We start from the raw sequence: 15,444 nt of genomic DNA, 5'->3' as shown, positions 1-15,444 counted from the left end.
TCCCGTGCAACCTAAGGAGGAGGGGAGGCCAGGGGAAGCGGGCCCGGAGGCGAACTACTTCTTCTGCGCGATGATGCGGTTCACCGCTTCACGGTCCTCGGCGCTGATGCGCTCACGAGGCGACGAATCCTTGTTTCCGGCGACGGCGTCCTTGGCGTCCTCGTACGCGTCCTCCAGCCCGTCCTTGAGCCGATCAACCGTGGAAGGGCTCACCGAGCGGCTCCATGCTCGCTCCATGTGGTTCAAGGGCGTGCGGCCATCGACCTTGCCCGAAGCCAGGAAGACGCCGAGCCCCACCGCACAGCACGTCCAGACGATGAACTTCAATGCGTTCACGCTCACAGCCTCCTACCTCTTCGTACACCAAAGGAGAGGGCGTGGCCAGTTTCCGACCGCCGAGGTGTCCAATGCGCTGACAGCGCGGGGTGGGGCCTTTAATGTCCGCGCGCTTGCAACCCGAAGAACTCTTTCAGGCGGCCCGTGAGCGGGCGGCGCAGTTGGACGTAGGGCGTGGCGACGCGGCGGTGGAGCGGGTGCGCGCGGCAGCCTCGGCCCTTTTCGTTCGTATCCCCGAACCGCCGGTGTACCGCCGCGCGGAGGACCCTTCCCGCAAGGCGGCCCAGGCCCTGCTCCCCGAAGTCGAGCGGGTGCTGGCGGAGGCGCTGGCCGCGGGGCGGGATGTCTCGGCGGTGGCCCCGCTGGAGAAGCTGGTGGCCGCGCTGCTGGCCCACGGCGAGGCGCTCTGCCACACCGCGGCCGGACGTCTGGAGGCCGCGGAGACGGCCTGGCGCCGGGCGCAGGAGCTGGAGCGCGCCGCGCACCCGACGCGCCATCTGGTGACGTCGCCGCCGCGTCCGCCGCCGGTGTTCGACAAGGGCTCGCGTGTGTCGCGCTATGACCCGCGGCCCGCGCCTCAGGCGAGCGTGAAGCTGGTGTGCCCGAACATGGGCTGCAAGCGGGTGGGGGACTACGCGTTCCTCACCAGCCACGCCTACAACCGCTTCATCTGTCCGGTCTGCCGCACGCCCTTCCTGGCGTACTTCGGCGAGCTGCGCGGACTGGAGGTGGAGGTCGGCCGCAGCTCCAAGCGGTACTTCTTCACTGTGGACGAGGTCGGCACCACGGGCAGCACGCGCATCGAGTTCGAGGAGGCCAGCGGCCAGGAGTTCCCCTCCGCGCGGCGCGACTTGCTGGCGTTCGTCTACACGGAGGCGCGCGAGCTGAAGGCGGTGGTGAACCTCACCAACCAGCGGCTCATGTGGGTGAGCCCGGCGTCCTCGTGCTTCGTGGCCACGGTGGCATTCGGCGCGGGCGCGCCGGAGCTCGTGGCCTTCCGCGCCTACCGCGACGACGTGCTGCGGAAGAGCGCGCCGGGTCGGGTGTTCATCCGGGGCTACTATCGGTGGGGCCCTGACGTGGCCGCGTGGGTGTCGAGGCGCCCGGCGGCGCGTGAGGGTGTGCGGTGGGTGCTGCGGCGGGTGCATGGCCGCCTGACCAGGAGTGGATTCGAGTGACGGATAGCATCGGAGCTCCGCCTCCGGCCCCGAAGAAGGTGGGCGGCGGAACGAAGCTGGTACTGGGACTGCTGGGGGCGCTTGGCGTGGGCGGCGTGGTGTTCCTGGGCGTTCTGGAAGCGCAGCGAGCCCGGCTGGTGCCGGATGGGACGACCGCGCCGACCATGGAGATGGCGCGCCATGGCGGCGGCACGATGAAGCTGGAGGACCTGAAGGGCCAGGTGGTGATGCTGGACTTCTGGGCCACCTGGTGCCCGCCGTGCCGTGAGGAGATGCCGGCGCTGGTGAAGCTGGCCAAGGAGTACGAGCCGCAGGGGCTCGTCTTCGTGGCGGCCAGCCGGGATGACGGCGACCGCGCGCCCAAGCTGGTGGAGGCCTTCATGCGCAACCACCTGCCGGAACTGGCGCCGTACGTGGTGTACGCGGACGACAACGTGGCGCGGGCCTTCCAGGTCAGCGCGCTGCCGACGCTCTACTTCCTGGACCGCGACGGCAAGGTGATCGACGCGCAGCGCGGCGCGCTGTCCGAGGACGGCATCCGCCGCCGCATCGAGCGCGCGCTGAAGCAGCCCTGACGCCTGAGCACGGGGGGATTTCACATGTCCTGGTTCCTGGCGCTGTCCCTGCTCGCGGCCACGCCGGAGGGCGGCGCCGCGAAGAAGGCGGAGGACGCCGAGTCGCTGCGTCTGCGCGCCACGAAGCTCTACCGGGCGAAGAAGCTCGGCGAGGCCTGCCCCTTGTTCGAGCGCGCCGCGAAGCTCGCGCCGGAGCACGGCCCAACGCTAGCGGACCTGGGGCTGTGCCTCCAGAAGCAGGGCCGAAAAGAGCAGGCCCTGGCCGTCTACCTGCGCGCGCTCAAGGCGAGCGGCGCGGACGCCAAGACGCGCGCCAACGTCTACTTCAACCTCGCCGCGTTCCATGACGTGACGCCTGAAGCCCTGACGCTGGAGCACCAGCCGACGCCCCGGGGCCACTACCTGGCCATCCGCGGCGCCGGGCCGTGCGCGGACCTGCCCTCCTCGGAGCCGAGCTGCGGCACCGTGCTGCAGGCGTGCCTCAGCGAATGGGTGGCGCCCGTCGAGGCTGTCTACGCGGAGACACCACCGATGTTCTACGCGGAGACGGGCTTCAACATGCACGTCAACGGGGCCGGAGCGCGGGAGGACGCGTCCGTCCCCACGCGGCGTGGAGAGGCAGGGTACTGCCCCAACGCGCCTTCGCCGGCGGATGGGGGCTCCCCGGCGGCGCGGCACTGCCTCTACTGGGAGAGCAACGAGTTGCTCGACGAGTGCCACTACAAGGAACACGTCTGCGAGTCGCAGCGGGAGCCGTGGCTGAAGAACGAAGGCAACTGCAAGTTCGTCTACGTGAACCCTTGCGAGGGCCGCGTCGCCGTCGCGTGTAAAGGCGCCCGCTTCTCACCCAAGCAGGTCTGGGTCGGCGAGGTGTGGGTGGCGCCCGTCCGCTGAGTGGGGCGGGCGCCTCACGGGCGCTCCGCCCCAGCTCGCGTGGACTACGGCTTGCCGTCCTTGTCCGGGGCCGCGTTGGCCGGCGTCGTTCCCGGCGGCGGCGGCTGGCCCGCAGGGACAACGGTCTCCTTCTTCTCCGTCTCCAGCTCGGCGCGCACGAGCCGGAAGTCGACGCGCCGGTTCTTCGCGCGGCCAAGCGCCGTGTCGTTGGTGGCAATCGGGTTGTCGAAGCCGAAGCCCTTGGAGCTGAGGCGCTTGCGCGCGATGCCCTTGGCCACCAGGTACTCGAGCACGGACTTCGCGCGGCGGTCGGACAGGCCCATGTTGAGGGCGCGCGAGCCGCGATTGTCGGTGTGGCCTTCGATGAGGACCGGACCCAGCGTCGGGTTCTTCCGCAGCACCGTCGCCACCTCGTCCAGCAGCGGGTACGACTGCTTCTGGATGACGGCGGAGCCCGTCTCGAAGAGCACGTTGCCCTTGATGCGGATGCGGTCGGACTCGACGACGACATACGGCGGCGAGTCGTACGGGCAGCCGTTGTTCTCCGGCGGACCGAACTGCTCGGGGCAGTCGTCCTCGTTGTCGGGCACCTCGTCACCGTCGGTGTCCGGGCAGCCGTCGTAGTCCTTCGGGCCGGGCTTGTCCGGGCACTTGTCGAGCTTGTCGGGGATGCCGTCGCCGTCCGCGTCGTTCTCGTCCTCCGGGCAGCCCTTGTTGGACTTGGGGCCCGGCTTGTCGACGCAGGCGTCCTCGCCGTCGACGACGCCGTCGCCGTCCGTGTCGTAGTTCGGGTCCGGGCAGCCCTTGGTGTGCTTGGGGCCCTTCTCGTTGGCGCAGCCATCTTCGCCGTCGGGGATGCCATCACCGTCGTTGTCCGGGTCGGGGCAGCCGTCGCCGTCCTGGAAGCCGTCGATGTCCTCGGGCTCGTTGGGGCAGCGGTCGCGGATGTCGGGCACGCCGTCGCCGTCCGAGTCGATGAACGTCTCGTCGTAGCGCACCGCGAACATCACCCGCAGGGCCTCACGGCCGTAGCCGCTGGACAGGTTGATGCCGCGGCCGACGTTGAGCTCCATGCCCCAGTTGCCCCAGACCTTGGCGCGGGCGCCCACCAGCGCCTCCCACGGCGTCTTGAGCGTGTCGGCCTGGTCGAAGTTGAAGGGGCGCACCAGCGGGGTGCCCAGGTGCATTTCCGCCACGGCCTCCACGTCCGTGAAGCGGCCCAGGTTGGGCAGCTCCGCGATGGCGCCCGCCCCCAGCGTCAGCTCGTCATCCACGAGCAGGTTGAGGTACTGCGCATGGGGCCGCAGCCGCACGCCCACGTTGCCGAGCACGCGGATGGGCACGGGGAGGGCGGTGAATCGCTGCTCCAGCGCGATGCGAGGCGCCCAGAGCACTCCGCGCTCGCCGGTGAAGCTGGAGGCGCTGCCCGTGGGCAGCCGGACCTCGGCGACGAGCGACACGCCCACTGGGAACTGCTCGCGGTCCAGCAGGTGGACGCGCGGCAGCAGGCGGATGTCGCCCAGCGTGGTGCGGCCCACGCCCGCGGCGCCCGGGAAGTTGGGCGCGTTCAGCGCGTCGCGCAGCAACTGGAAGTTGTCACCCTGGAGCAGCGTGACAGGCAGGTCCACCGCCAGCTCCAAGCGCTCATGGAGCTGATAGGCGAACAGCAGGTGCGCATCGAGCCGGTAGGGCAAGAGGTCGCCCAGCTTCTCGTCGCCCAGCTTCAGGGCGAGGATGCGCCAGTTGAAGTCGAACAAGAGCGCCGCGCGGAAGCTCCCAGCGGGCAGCGCGTTGCTCGTGCCTTCCAGCGCGATACCGCTGTGCTGAGCCGCGGTGGCCTTGACGGGAACGGCGTCGAATCCGCGAGCGAACGGGTCGTGGTCGGCGTGCGCAGCCACCGAGGCCAGAAGCAGGCCCAGGACGGCGAGTCGGGTGGCTGAACCACGCAAGCTGAAGCCTTGCATGTTTCAGGCTCATAGCACCCGACTCCGGGGGGTGGAAGGAAATGACCCACCCCCCGGCACTGCTGATTACAGCCGTGTGTTATTTCTCCATGAACTGCTGCGCGGGGATGACCTGGATGGCCTCCGGGCGCAGGGGCAGCTTGGACGAGGAGATGGCCTGGTCCTGTGTCAGCAACTCCTCTGACTTGGGTGATGCGTAGGTGATGGGCGACGGCGCACCGGAGCGCAGCGCCTGGGCGAGCCCCTCCGCGTCCTCGGTGACGAAGGCGAAGTTGAGGGCCTCGGGCTGCACGCGGCGGCGGAGCGCCTCCTGGACGGACTGCGGCGTCATTTTCGACATGGCCTGGCGGTACTGCTCCAGGAAGTCGGGCGTGCCGTAGAAGAGCCCGTCAATGGCGTAGCCCAGCCGGCGTTGGTCCGTCTGTTCCCACAGGCGGGTGTAGCCCTGGAGGAAGCCGCGCATCAGCTCGAAGCGCTCCTGCGGGATGCCCTCCTTCACCATCTGGTCCAGGAAGAACACCGCGCCGCGCGTGGCGAACACGCCGTTGGTGGGCACCACGGGGCGAATCCACAGGGACAGGTCCTGCTGCGTGCGCGCGATGTTGGTGCGGTTGTACGTGGTGCCGGGCGACTCGATGAAGTGCTCGGCGTAGGCGTAGTCGCCGTAGTTGAGGCCGCGCTTCTCGCGCAGCTCGGTGAAGAGCACGCCAATGGACTGGCGGTGCTCGCCCAGGTTGGACATGGCGAAGGCCACCGGGAAGAAGTCCGGGTCGCCGCGGCGGATGGTGCTGACAAAGCCCATGCTGACGGCGGTGGAGAGCGTGGGCTTCTGGATGATGACGGTGCGGCCGGCCGTCGTCGGAACGGCGGGCAGCTCCACGCGCGGAGCGCCCTTCGCGGGCAACGCGGACAGGCGCGAGCTGAGCGCCTGTGCGAGCGCGTCATCCACCGCGCCCGCCAGGCCGATGACGAGCCGGTCCTGCGTGAAGACGCGCTGGGCGTGGGCCTTCACGTCGTCCAGCGTAATCGCCTTCAGGCCCTGTACGGTGCCGCCGGTGAAGTGCGCGTAGGGGTGGCCCTGGTAGAGCAGGGCGTCCAGCGCGACCTTGCCCAGTGCCTCGTCATTGGCGCTGCGCAGGCCGTTCTCCACGTCGCTGATGGCGTTGGCGCGCAGGCGCTCCAGCTCGGCCTTGTCCAGGCGCGGAGCCAGGAGCACGTCGGTGAAGATGTCCTGGAAGCGCGTCAGGAAGTCCTTGTGGACGCGGCCGGAGAACGTCGTGAGCTCCTTGTCCACGAAGACGTCCAGCTCCGCGGCCATGGGGTACAGGGCCTCCAGGAGCTGCGAGGCCGAAAGCTTCTGCGTGCCGCCCTCCGCCATGAGCTGCGCGGTGAGGGCGGTGAGGCCCTCCTTGCCCTTCGGGTCGTCCACGGAGCCGGTGTGGAACACGAGCCGGAAGGAGACGATGGGCGTGTCCGGACGCGCCAGGACGACCAACTCCATGGGCTTGGGCTGGCGCAGCGGCGTCGCGGGCACGGACTCCGGACGCGTGGGCTGCGGAGCGGGCTCGGGCGCCGCCGCCTGGGCGGGCACCGCGGGCGGCGGCGCGTTCTCGTCGGGAGGCGGCGCCTGGGGCGTGGTGGCGCAGCCGGCGAGCCCCAGCAGGGCGGTGAGGGACAGGAGTGCTCGGGTCTTCATCACTTCGTCCCTCCCTGGGCGTCCGTCTTGGGGGTGAGGCTGAGCAGGATGAGCTTGTTGGCGGTGAGGTAGCGCTTGGCGAAGTCGGACAACTGGGCGGGCGTCACCTTGGGCAGGCTCTGCAGGTGGCGCTGGAATCCGTCGGGCGAGCCCGTGACACCGGCGTACCAGCCGAGCTGGATGCCCACGTCGCGAGGCGTCTCCAGGGCCATGAGCGCGCCATAGCGGGCGTGGTCCTGGATGGCCTTGAGCCGCGCGGCATCCACGCGTCCGGCGGCGAGCCGGCTGACCTCCTGGAGCAGCGTCTTGCGCACGGTGTTGCGGTGGCGCTCGTCCTTGAGGGTGGCGGTGAGGGTGAAGAGGTGCGGGTCGCGGTGCTCGGAGTAGTCGCTGCCAATGGACTCCACGAGCTGCTTGTCCAGGACCAGCGTCTTGTAGGCGGGGCTGGTGGGGCCGGCGAGGTAGTCCACGAGGAGCGTCTGGATGGCGGCGTCGACCGGGCTGGTGCCGGCGCCGGGCGTGCGCCACGCAATCACCTGCCGGGGCTGCGTGGGCTGAGGCCAGTCGATGTGGGCGGTGCGAGGGCCCTTCTGGGGCGGCTCGGCGGGGACGGAGACCTGGGCGGCCTTGCGGTCCCAGGGGCCGTAGTGCTGGCGCACGAGCTCCATGACCTTGGCGTCGTCGAAGTCGCCGATGATGAAGAGCAGGGTGTTGTCGGGCGTGTACCAGCGCTCGAAGAAGGTGCGGCTGTAGTCATAGGCCTGGGGCATCGCCTGGATGTCCTTGTAGAAGCCCATGGTGGTGTGTTGGTACGTGTGGCGGGTGAAGGCCGCGGCGTTGAGCTCCTCCTCCATCTTGAGGAAGGGGGCGGCGGCGTTCTTGTGGTACTCGCCGAGCACGGCGAGCGCCTCCGTCTGGAAGGACGGCTGGCTGTACTCCAGGTTCCGGAAGCGGTCCGCCTCGATTTCGATGAGCTGGGGCAGGCCGGCGGTGGGGCCGTAGGAGTAGTAGAGGGTGATGTCGTCGGTGGTGAAGGCGTTGTCGTCGTAGCCGAAGTTCCCGAGGATGCGCTCGCGGTCGCCCTCCGGGTGCGTCTTCGTGCCCTTGAACATCATGTGCTCGAAGAAGTGGGCGAAGCCGGTGCGGCCGGGTTCCACCTCATTGCGCGAGCCGACGCGGACCACGGTGACGTAGGCGATGATTCCGCGGGACGGGTAGGGCACGCGGACCACGGTGAGGCCGTTGGGCAGGGTGTCCGTGTGGAGGGTGTACGGGAAGGCGTCCGACGCCGGGGTAGGGGCGGCAGCGGCGGCCGGCAGGGCGGTGCCCAGCAGGAGCAGAAGGAGGGGGAGCAGTCGTCTCATTCAGGTGCCTCGTGGCCGGGACGGAAGAAGCGGGACCCGGCGGGTAGGCGACCCTACGACGGCTGGCTCGGTGGAGGAGGGGCTTGTGGGCCGAGTGTCCACGGCCGTGCGCCCAGAAGTGCCCGCGGCCATTCAGGAGGATTGACGCGCCCCCGTCAGCGGTTAATGTGAAGAAGACGGGGCGCGGTGAGTGGCCGCGTGACGTGCAGTGAACCTACCGGGGGCGACCTGGTTTCGACGGGGGCATTGAAGTTCGAGACGCGTGCCGAGCTTGTCAGGTAGCTCGTAAATTCAACCCGGCAAAGACACAAAAGCCAACGACAACGTTGAGCTCGCGCTGGCTGCCTAAAAACAGCCCATAGTGCGCGGTCCCCCCGCCCTCGGCCTGTGGGGTTGGGACAGACCGTCATAATGCAGGCTGGCTGCCGAGGGTGCCTGGACCCGAGGTGGCGAGATCTTCCCAGGACCGGCTCTGAGTATCCCGTCCGTGGGAGCCTCAGGGACGTAGCAAATCGCGGACTACGCACGTAGGGTCGAAGAGCGGACGGCTTTCGGACGCGGGTTCGATTCCCGCCGCCTCCACTGTGAAGAACGAGCCCCGTGGCGCCAGCAAGGTGCCACGGGGTTTTCTTTTGCCAGACCTTGCCCATGGAACCGCGGGGGGTGGGCACCCCAGAAGATGTGCGTGCCTGTGCAGTGATTCGTCACATGGGCATCCTGTGACCGCTGGCCCGGGGCCTTTACAGCAAACATCGTTCTTGGTCGTATGATCTGCATCCTGGGGGGGCCGTTGGACATCATGGTTTAGGTCCGCAGCGAGCCTTTTCGAGGCCCGGGACAAGGACAAGGTCATGAGCATGCCAGTGGGAAGGCCTCATGCAGAACCCTTAGGCGATGCGCCGCGCGAGCGAATCTGGGGGAGTAGGCTCGGGTGGCTCACGGGTGTGGATGACAATGGTCGATTCCTGGTGGACTTCGGGGGAAACACCGAGGGGCCGCTACCTGCGAAGAGGACTATCAATCTGACATCAGAGGTAGTGCGGGCCGCAGTGGCCACACGCCAGTTCGCGGTGCTTCTCTTTGAAGATGGGGATCCCCGGCTGCCGCTGGTTATCGGGCTGGAGCAGGGCCACAGTTCCACGCCTCTGCTCGATGTCATGCTGGACACGGCGGGCATTGAGCCCGAACCGGTTCCAGCTCCCACCGAGGCCCGGGTCGACGGACAGCGGGTCGAAATAGAGGGCAAGGACGAGATCGTCCTGCGGTGTGGCCAAGCCAGTATCACGATGCGTAGCAACGGCAAGGTCGTCATCCGGGGCGTGTACGTGGAAACGCAGTCCTCGGGGGTCAACCGCATCAAGGGTGGCTCGGTCCAGGTGAATTAGGGGCTACGCGAATGATGCTGGACGTACTGGAGGAGCATCTTTCCGAAGCGGCCTTCTTTTGGAGCCAGTGGGAGCGCGCGCTGGTCGCGCCCGACTACACGTTGGAAGAGACCGCTGAGCTAGAAGAGCGGTTGCTCGCTCATTTGGATGGACTGGTTGCGGCGGGGGCCGCGGCTATCGAGGTGCTGTCCTCCGTGGTGTACGAGCGCGAGGACCCGGGTGAGGTGTTCGCCGCCGCTTGGTCACTCCTCGCGCTGGCTCCATCTCTCGTGCTTGATGCAGTGAAGGCTCGGGCGACCGATGCGCCGCCACCAGTTCAGGCCTCCATTCGGCGAGCCCTGGAGCTTGGCGAGAAAGGGGTGGTGGAGACTGCCTTGGCCCCCTTGCTCACCACGGCCGAGCCCATGGCTGTATCTGTGCTGGGATTCCGGGGGCACTTGCTTGGCGGCAGGGCGGAGGAACTGCTGAGCCACCCCGACGCACTGGTTGTCACGGCGGCACTGCGAGCGCTTAATCTATCATCGAAGTCCCATGCCCCCAGGTTGCTTGGCGTGCTGTTGGGAGACTCTCGTCCAGAGGTCCGGTGGGCCGCCATTGAAACCGGATTGGTGTTTGGCGTGCGCGACGCATGGACAGTCTGCGAACGAGAATCCACGGCCATGGGAAGCCCGCTGCGCCGGCGGTTGTGGGCCTTGCTTGCTGCGGCGGGAAATGTGCGGTTCCTTGAGCGGCTCATCTCGTTTTCGGAGGCGGCGGCCACTCGCGAGGATGCGCTCTGGGCGCTGGGGTTCACTGGGCAGGTGCCTGCCGCGGAATCTTGCCTGAGGTGGATGTGTGAGGAGCCGCGCGTGGCGCGCCTCGCGGGTGAGGCCTTCAGCGCCATCACGGGGCTTCGCATGGCGGGGGCACACGTGCTCCCGGAGCCAGAGCCAGAGGATGCCTTGCCGCCCCTGGAAGATGAGGACCTGGATGCGGACTTGGGACTTCGCCCGGAAGATGCATTGGCACTCCCCGCCCAGGAGGAAGTCGCGCGCTGGTGGGAGCGGGCGCGCGATGGATTCTCGCCAGCCAATCGCTACCTGAGAGGAAAACCATTCACCGGCGCGTCCCTTCTGGAGGCGCTGGCGCAAGGCCCCATGCGACGGAGGCATCTGTATGCATTGGAGTTGATGGTGCGAACGAGAGGTGCCTACGCGATCCAGGTGCGAGCCTTCACGTCACGGCAGCGGGAGCAATTGGCCCTGGCTTCCGCTGTCCGCGAGCGGCTGCCTGCATGGGGATTCATGAGTTGAAGGCAAAGGCGGGGGGATATGCTTCAGGTTCGCAACGAGACTCCCTTCTCACCCAGCATGTTCATGTTCCCCGATGTCCGGGGGATGGACACGCTATACGTGGTGGTGAAGGCGACGTTCACCTTTCGCAAGGGGCGGCTGTTCATTGCGGAAAATCAGCAACCGGTCGTCATGGCGGACACATTCCGGGGAGAGCCCGGGCAATCGAGCATCCGAGCTGCGAGCGAGGCACACTTGCTCAAGCCAGGCACAGACGTGTTGCTGGAGGGCGAGGCACACGCGCCCCGGGGCAAGCCGGTGGCCTCCTGCCCCGTCCTGGTGCGGGTGGGGCCTGTGAAGCAGGTGATCCAAGTCTTCGGCGACAGAAAATGGCGGGGAGGGGTTCTGTCTCCGGGTATCTCTTCGCCCGAGCCCTTCGTGAAGATGCCACTCGTATGGGAACGGGCCTACGGTGGCGTGCATGAGGTGACGAAGGAACGCGTGTTGGGGAAGGCAAGCAATCCTGTGGGACAGGGCTTCTGCGGCAAGCGTGGTGGTTCGGAAATGGTGGGACGCGCGTTGCCCAACCTGGAGGATCCAAGGCAACTCATTCGCTCCATTTCAGACGACCCGGTTCCGATGGGCGTGGGGCCTGTGGCGCCATCGTGGGAGCCGCGAAAATCGTATGCCGGCACCTATGATGAGGCCTGGAGGACCCGGCGCGCGCCCTACCTGCCCCTCGACTTCCAAGCGGAGTTCTTTCAGGTCGCGCCCGCGGGGATGTGTGCCCGGGAGAGACTGAAGGGCGGCGAACCGGTCGAATTAATCAATGTGTCACTCGAAGGCGTGCAGCGCTACACGCTTCCCCGCTGTGGGCTGAGCGTGACAGTGAAGATTGCCGGATTGTTCGAGCGCCCTCCACTTCATCTGGAGACAGTGGGCCTGGAGCCGGGCTCCGGACGGGTGTGCATGACCTGGCGAGGCGCGGTGGGATGCGACAAGCGGGCATTGAAGGTCGAGGAGGCGCGCTTCCAGTTGCTGTCATTGGAAGGCGCGGAGGATTGAGATGAGCGGAGGTGCTGAGATTCTCGGCGTCGGAATGATGACGCCGGTGGGAGTGAATGCCCCGTCGACAGCGGCCGCCATTCGGGCTGGCATCATGCGTGCGCGGGAGACGTCACTGATGGACCTCCGTTTCCGTCCCTACCTGGGGGCATTCGTCTCCGAGGAGCACCTGCCGGCTCCGGATCTGCCGGTCGCTCGTGGACTGGCCGCACGTGAGCAGCGCATGTTGCGGCTGGCGCTGCCCGCACTGAAAGAGGCGGCGGCGGGATTGGAGCGCCCGCTGCCGTTGATGCTGGGGCTCCCCGAAGAGACGGAATTATCAGCGCGGAGCGAGCCGGTGCCCTTCCTGAAGGCGCTGGGGCTGGCTTCCGGCATTGCGCTGGAACTACAGCGCAGCCGGTGCTTTCCCAATGGGCGCGCTGCGGGGTTGCTGGCGCTCGACGCGGCGGTGCGGTTCCTGGACGAAAGCAAGGCTCCGGAAGTTCTGGTGGGAGGACTGGACACCCTGTTGGATCCGACGGTGTTGGCGACACTCGAAGGCGAGGACCGGATACGCCGGTACGGGCCGGCGGATGGGCTGATTCCTGGAGAGGCCGCCGTGTTCCTCCGGCTTGGAAGGAAGGGAGAGGGGAAGCGGCTCGGCCGTGTCCCGCTGGCACGCGTTCTGGCGACAGCGACGGGAAAGGAGCCGGGGCATCGGTACAGCCGGGAGCCATACCTTGGGGAAGGTCTGGCGCAGACCTGTCGCTTGCTCTTCGACTCCACTCCGGCTGGGCTACCGCCCGTGCGGTGTGTGTACGTGGGGTTCAACGGAGAGAACTTCTGGGCGAAGGAGTGGGGCGTGACATTCCTTCGCTCGCGTGAGCGCATTGCCGAGGCGCATCGGTTGGAACACCCGGCCGAGAACGTGGGGGACCCGGGAGCCGCATACGGGCCGTTGATGGTGGGGGTGGCGGCGCTGGGATTGCGGAAGGGATATCGTGAGGGGCCTGTGCTGGTGTGGTGCTCCTCGGACCGTGAGTCACGTGGTGCCGTACTGCTTCAGCGTGAAGATCCGGAGGCTTGAGCCATGCCTGAGTTTGGCGAAGCAGTGGCTGGGGGCGACGGGGCCGACGACGGGCACCCGGAGGACTGTGTCTTCTGCGCGGAGTGGCCGCGTGAACTCAAGGGCTACAAGACCAAGCATGGCCTGCTGAAGGACGAGGACGACCTGGCGGAGAGCCTCCGGAGCAACGCCAAGGAACTCACGACGGACAAGAAGGTAGGGCCGGTCTATCCACTGCCCGGTGGGAGCGATCCAACGATGGGGTGGGTGGCCAAGGCGGGAGCGCTGGAGGAATTCGAGGTGGAGATTGGCGCGACCCCACATCACATCATTCCGGGAAAGGCCTCCATGGCCAAGTCGCGTCTCGAGCAGTGGACGCGCGCGGAGAAGGGCAAAATCAAGGAGGACATTGGCTACAGCATCGACTGCGCGCGCAATGGCGTCTTTCTCCCAAAGCTCCCGGACCTCTATGGCACGAAGCACAAGGTGCCCGGAGTGACGATGGCCCAGTTCTACGGCCAAACATGGAGGGCGCTGAGTCCGGCCTCGAAAGAGGGCGTTGGCTTCCTGGTGATGAAGGATACGTGGCTGCAGTTGCATTACACGGATCATAGCAAGCCATACAAAACCAGCCCCACCATGAACTATGACAAGGAGACGCGGCTGGAGTGTGACCAGTTGGCGCACCTGGCGGAACGATTTCGGATTGTCTGCGAACGCTCCAAGGATGACGACGGGAAGCGCTATCCACCCTATTCCCTAGTGCACCTCATTAATCAAAAATCCGATTTTTTCAAAATGCGAATCACGGGGCGGCCCGATCAGTGGAAATCATGGGTGTCGACATTGGCTGAAGACCTCTCCATGGCGGTCAGGCAGGGCCGGGAGTTGCTTGTCAGTAAGCTCGCTTTGACGAAGAAGACGCGCGGTTAGTCAATTGTCGCGGAGGTGTGTGTGTATTACAGGTTGGATGCGAGGTATGATTTTGCTGCACATGGCGTCGAGGGTGTTGCCTTGGATGAGTCGCCCGACGTCGACGTCCCTTGGACCATGGGAATCCGTTATCCGGACCCCGTACAAGAGCCCATCCCGTGCTATCTCGACCCGCGCAGCGGTCCCGTGATGCCGGATCTCATCATCGACGTCCCTCTTTTTTCCCAGCGCCTCATTGAGGTGCTCAAGGGGGCGGGAGTTCGCAATCTCGACCTGTATGACGCGGAGGTCATTGATCGGGAGCGAGAGAAGACCTATTCACACTACAAGGCAGTCAATATTGTTGGTCTGGTGAGTTGTGCGGATTTGCCCAGATCGGAGTATCTTCCTGGTTACAAACCGCCCCTGATGAAGTTCACGAAGCTCCGTGTCGACGAATCGAGGACCCTGGGGCTGCCGCTGTTTCGGCTTGCCGAGGACTCACTGGTCATTCTCGTGTCGGAGGCCGTGAAGCAAGCCGTCGAGGCCGCGAAGTTGGTGGGAGTCCGGGTGGTGTCGCTCGAAGAGCCGTCCGCATACTGAGGGGATGATGGGAACGAAAGTCTTTGCTAACGGGCGCGGTATTTCCGCTGAGGACAGTGGTGGACAGAGCGTTGTCTTCCCCGACGTCTGCAAGACGCCGAGCCCGGGTGGGCCAGTGCCCTTGCCTTATCCCAACCTGGGCAAGTCCTCGGACGCCTCGAATGGGCCGAAGAAAGTCACCGTCAATGGGAAGATGCCCATGGTGAAGGGTGCTCAGTATAAGACGAGCACTGGAGATGAGGCCGGCACCGCGGGGGGCGGCATCATGAGTGGCTCTACGAAGGGCCCAGCGGAGTTCATGATGTACTCCTTCGACGTGAAGTTCGAAGGCAAGAACGTGTGCCGTCTGGGCGACCCGCTCTTTCACAACAAGAAGAATATCATGGGTTGACGATAAACGTGTCAACGGGCGCGCAGTTTATTCTCGTATGGGCCAGAGGTTCCTGGCGGTCTTGTCGCGCCCACGGCGTGGCTTCAGGTCAGTGTTGAGTGTCTGAATCGGCGTGCGGCTTGGGTGGGGCCTGGAGCGGAGTCGCGGCCGAGGGCTTCTTGAACATGCTCTGCGTAACCGTCCGGCCAAGGACGTGGCGCGCGCGGTTGCAGGCGGCCGTAGGCCGTGTTCGGCGAGCGCCGCGAGGAGCGAGGAGTTCAGGGACTGGGCTGCAGGGCTGCGTTGGGTGGCTCGGCGACGCGTCGACGTTTCCACTCGTGGGGTAGCAGCTCACCGATGCGGGAGTTGGGATGCGTCTGCACCCGCAGCAGCACGTCGGCCAGGTACTCCTCGGGATTGACCTGGTTGGCCTCGCAGGTGGCCACCAGCGCGTAGAGGCCCGCGAGGTTTTCGCCAGCGGCCTCGTGGCCAACGAAGAGAAAGTTCTTGCGGCCCAGCGCCGCCTTCCGCAGCGCCGATTCCGAGCGGTTGTTGTCGAGGGGGAGTCGCTCATTCTCGACGAAGCGCGTGAGCGTCAAGGTAGTTGTGTGATGCCTGGAGGAACTCATGGACCCGTAGGGTGAAAGTCCCGAGGCGGCAACAGGTCAAGGCCGCATAGCTGGGGTGGCGCCGACAGGGGAGACCCCTGCGGTGAAGCCCACTGACAAAGCCCCGTTTCAGCGGGGTGAGCGAGTGCACGGGCCGTAACGGCGAGTGAATGCCCAG

General features: G+C 66.6%; 14 protein-coding genes, 1 other RNA gene and 1 pseudogene. 11 read left to right on the top strand and 5 right to left on the bottom strand.

Annotation, left to right across the window (positions count from 1 at the left end; translation table 11 throughout):
* Window positions 1–54: 54 nt before the first annotated feature.
* On the bottom strand, window positions 55–342 hold the full coding sequence (locus FMQ63_RS30770) for a hypothetical protein (protein ID WP_011552170.1): 288 nt from the start codon (window positions 340–342) through the stop codon (window positions 55–57).
* A gap of 95 nt (window positions 343–437) precedes the next feature.
* On the opposite strand from FMQ63_RS30770, the gene FMQ63_RS30765 reads away from it, so the two are divergent.
* The 3 genes from FMQ63_RS30765 to FMQ63_RS30755 are packed head-to-tail and all read left to right on the top strand — an operon-like array spanning window position 438 to window position 2,983.
* Window positions 438–1,514 (top strand): CFI-box-CTERM domain-containing protein, encoded by a 1,077-nt coding sequence (locus FMQ63_RS30765; RefSeq protein ID WP_011552171.1) that lies wholly within the window; start codon window positions 438–440, stop codon window positions 1,512–1,514.
* On the top strand, window positions 1,511–2,089 hold the full coding sequence (locus FMQ63_RS30760) for a TlpA disulfide reductase family protein (protein WP_020478990.1): 579 nt from the start codon (window positions 1,511–1,513) through the stop codon (window positions 2,087–2,089). The genes FMQ63_RS30765 and FMQ63_RS30760 overlap by 4 nt, the downstream gene beginning before the upstream one ends.
* Window positions 2,090–2,113: 24 nt before the next feature.
* A complete protein-coding gene (locus FMQ63_RS30755; protein WP_011552173.1) occupies window positions 2,114–2,983 on the top strand; it encodes a tetratricopeptide repeat protein in 870 nt (289 codons plus the stop codon).
* Between the two features lie 44 nt (window positions 2,984–3,027).
* Here the strand turns inward: FMQ63_RS30755 and FMQ63_RS30750 are convergent, their stop codons facing one another.
* The 3 genes from FMQ63_RS30750 to FMQ63_RS30740 all read right to left on the bottom strand — a co-directional run bounded on the left by FMQ63_RS30750 (window position 3,028) and on the right by FMQ63_RS30740 (window position 8,007).
* Window positions 3,028–4,947, bottom strand: coding sequence for an OmpA family protein (locus FMQ63_RS30750; RefSeq protein WP_011552174.1), 1,920 nt, complete (start codon window positions 4,945–4,947; stop codon window positions 3,028–3,030).
* 79 nt (window positions 4,948–5,026) lie between these two features.
* Window positions 5,027–6,643 (bottom strand): pitrilysin family protein, encoded by a 1,617-nt coding sequence (locus FMQ63_RS30745; protein WP_011552175.1) that lies wholly within the window; start codon window positions 6,641–6,643, stop codon window positions 5,027–5,029.
* Window positions 6,643–8,007 carry a pitrilysin family protein gene (locus FMQ63_RS30740; protein ID WP_011552176.1) on the bottom strand — a complete coding sequence of 455 codons (1,365 nt, stop codon included), beginning with the start codon at window positions 8,005–8,007 and terminating at the stop codon, window positions 6,643–6,645. The genes FMQ63_RS30745 and FMQ63_RS30740 overlap by 1 nt, the downstream gene beginning before the upstream one ends.
* A 219-nt stretch (window positions 8,008–8,226) precedes the next feature.
* On the opposite strand from FMQ63_RS30740, the gene ssrA reads away from it, so the two are divergent.
* The 8 genes from ssrA to FMQ63_RS30700 all read left to right on the top strand — a co-directional run bounded on the left by ssrA (window position 8,227) and on the right by FMQ63_RS30700 (window position 14,679).
* Window positions 8,227–8,592: a transfer-messenger RNA gene (gene ssrA / locus FMQ63_RS30735) on the top strand.
* Window positions 8,593–8,858: 266 nt separating this feature from the next.
* The gene (locus FMQ63_RS30730) at window positions 8,859–9,392 is read left to right on the top strand and encodes a DUF6484 domain-containing protein (RefSeq protein ID WP_011552177.1); all 534 of its coding nucleotides are present in this window, start codon (window positions 8,859–8,861) and stop codon (window positions 9,390–9,392) included.
* An 11-nt stretch (window positions 9,393–9,403) separates the two neighbouring features.
* On the top strand, window positions 9,404–10,684 hold the full coding sequence (locus tag FMQ63_RS30725) for a TIGR02270 family protein (RefSeq protein WP_011552178.1): 1,281 nt from the start codon (window positions 9,404–9,406) through the stop codon (window positions 10,682–10,684).
* An 18-nt stretch (window positions 10,685–10,702) separates the two neighbouring features.
* The gene (locus tag FMQ63_RS30720) at window positions 10,703–11,728 is read left to right on the top strand and encodes a DUF2169 domain-containing protein (RefSeq protein ID WP_011552179.1); all 1,026 of its coding nucleotides are present in this window, start codon (window positions 10,703–10,705) and stop codon (window positions 11,726–11,728) included.
* 1 nt (window position 11,729) lies between these two features.
* On the top strand, window positions 11,730–12,794 hold the full coding sequence (locus FMQ63_RS30715) for a hypothetical protein (protein WP_011552180.1): 1,065 nt from the start codon (window positions 11,730–11,732) through the stop codon (window positions 12,792–12,794).
* 3 nt (window positions 12,795–12,797) lie between these two features.
* On the top strand, window positions 12,798–13,706 hold the full coding sequence (locus FMQ63_RS30710; RefSeq protein WP_011552181.1) for an AHH domain-containing protein: 909 nt from the start codon (window positions 12,798–12,800) through the stop codon (window positions 13,704–13,706).
* 21 nt (window positions 13,707–13,727) lie between these two features.
* Window positions 13,728–14,288 carry a hypothetical protein gene (locus FMQ63_RS30705; RefSeq protein WP_020478992.1) on the top strand — a complete coding sequence of 187 codons (561 nt, stop codon included), beginning with the start codon at window positions 13,728–13,730 and terminating at the stop codon, window positions 14,286–14,288.
* 4 nt (window positions 14,289–14,292) lie between these two features.
* Entirely contained in the window at window positions 14,293–14,679 is a 387-nt protein-coding gene (locus FMQ63_RS30700; protein WP_011552183.1) for a DUF4150 domain-containing protein, read from the top strand.
* 257 nt (window positions 14,680–14,936) lie between these two features.
* Here the strand turns inward: FMQ63_RS30700 and FMQ63_RS30695 are convergent.
* Window positions 14,937–15,251 (bottom strand): annotated as a pseudogene (locus tag FMQ63_RS30695) (transposase domain-containing protein); the annotation flags it as partial.
* Window positions 15,252–15,444 lie beyond the last annotated feature (193 nt).

Source organism: Myxococcus sp. CA005, from assembly GCF_006518205.1.
In the GTDB taxonomy this organism is placed as follows: domain Bacteria; phylum Myxococcota; class Myxococcia; order Myxococcales; family Myxococcaceae; genus Myxococcus; species Myxococcus xanthus.
Note: the sequence above shows the minus strand (reverse complement) of the source record. Positions and strands in the feature narration are given on the sequence as shown.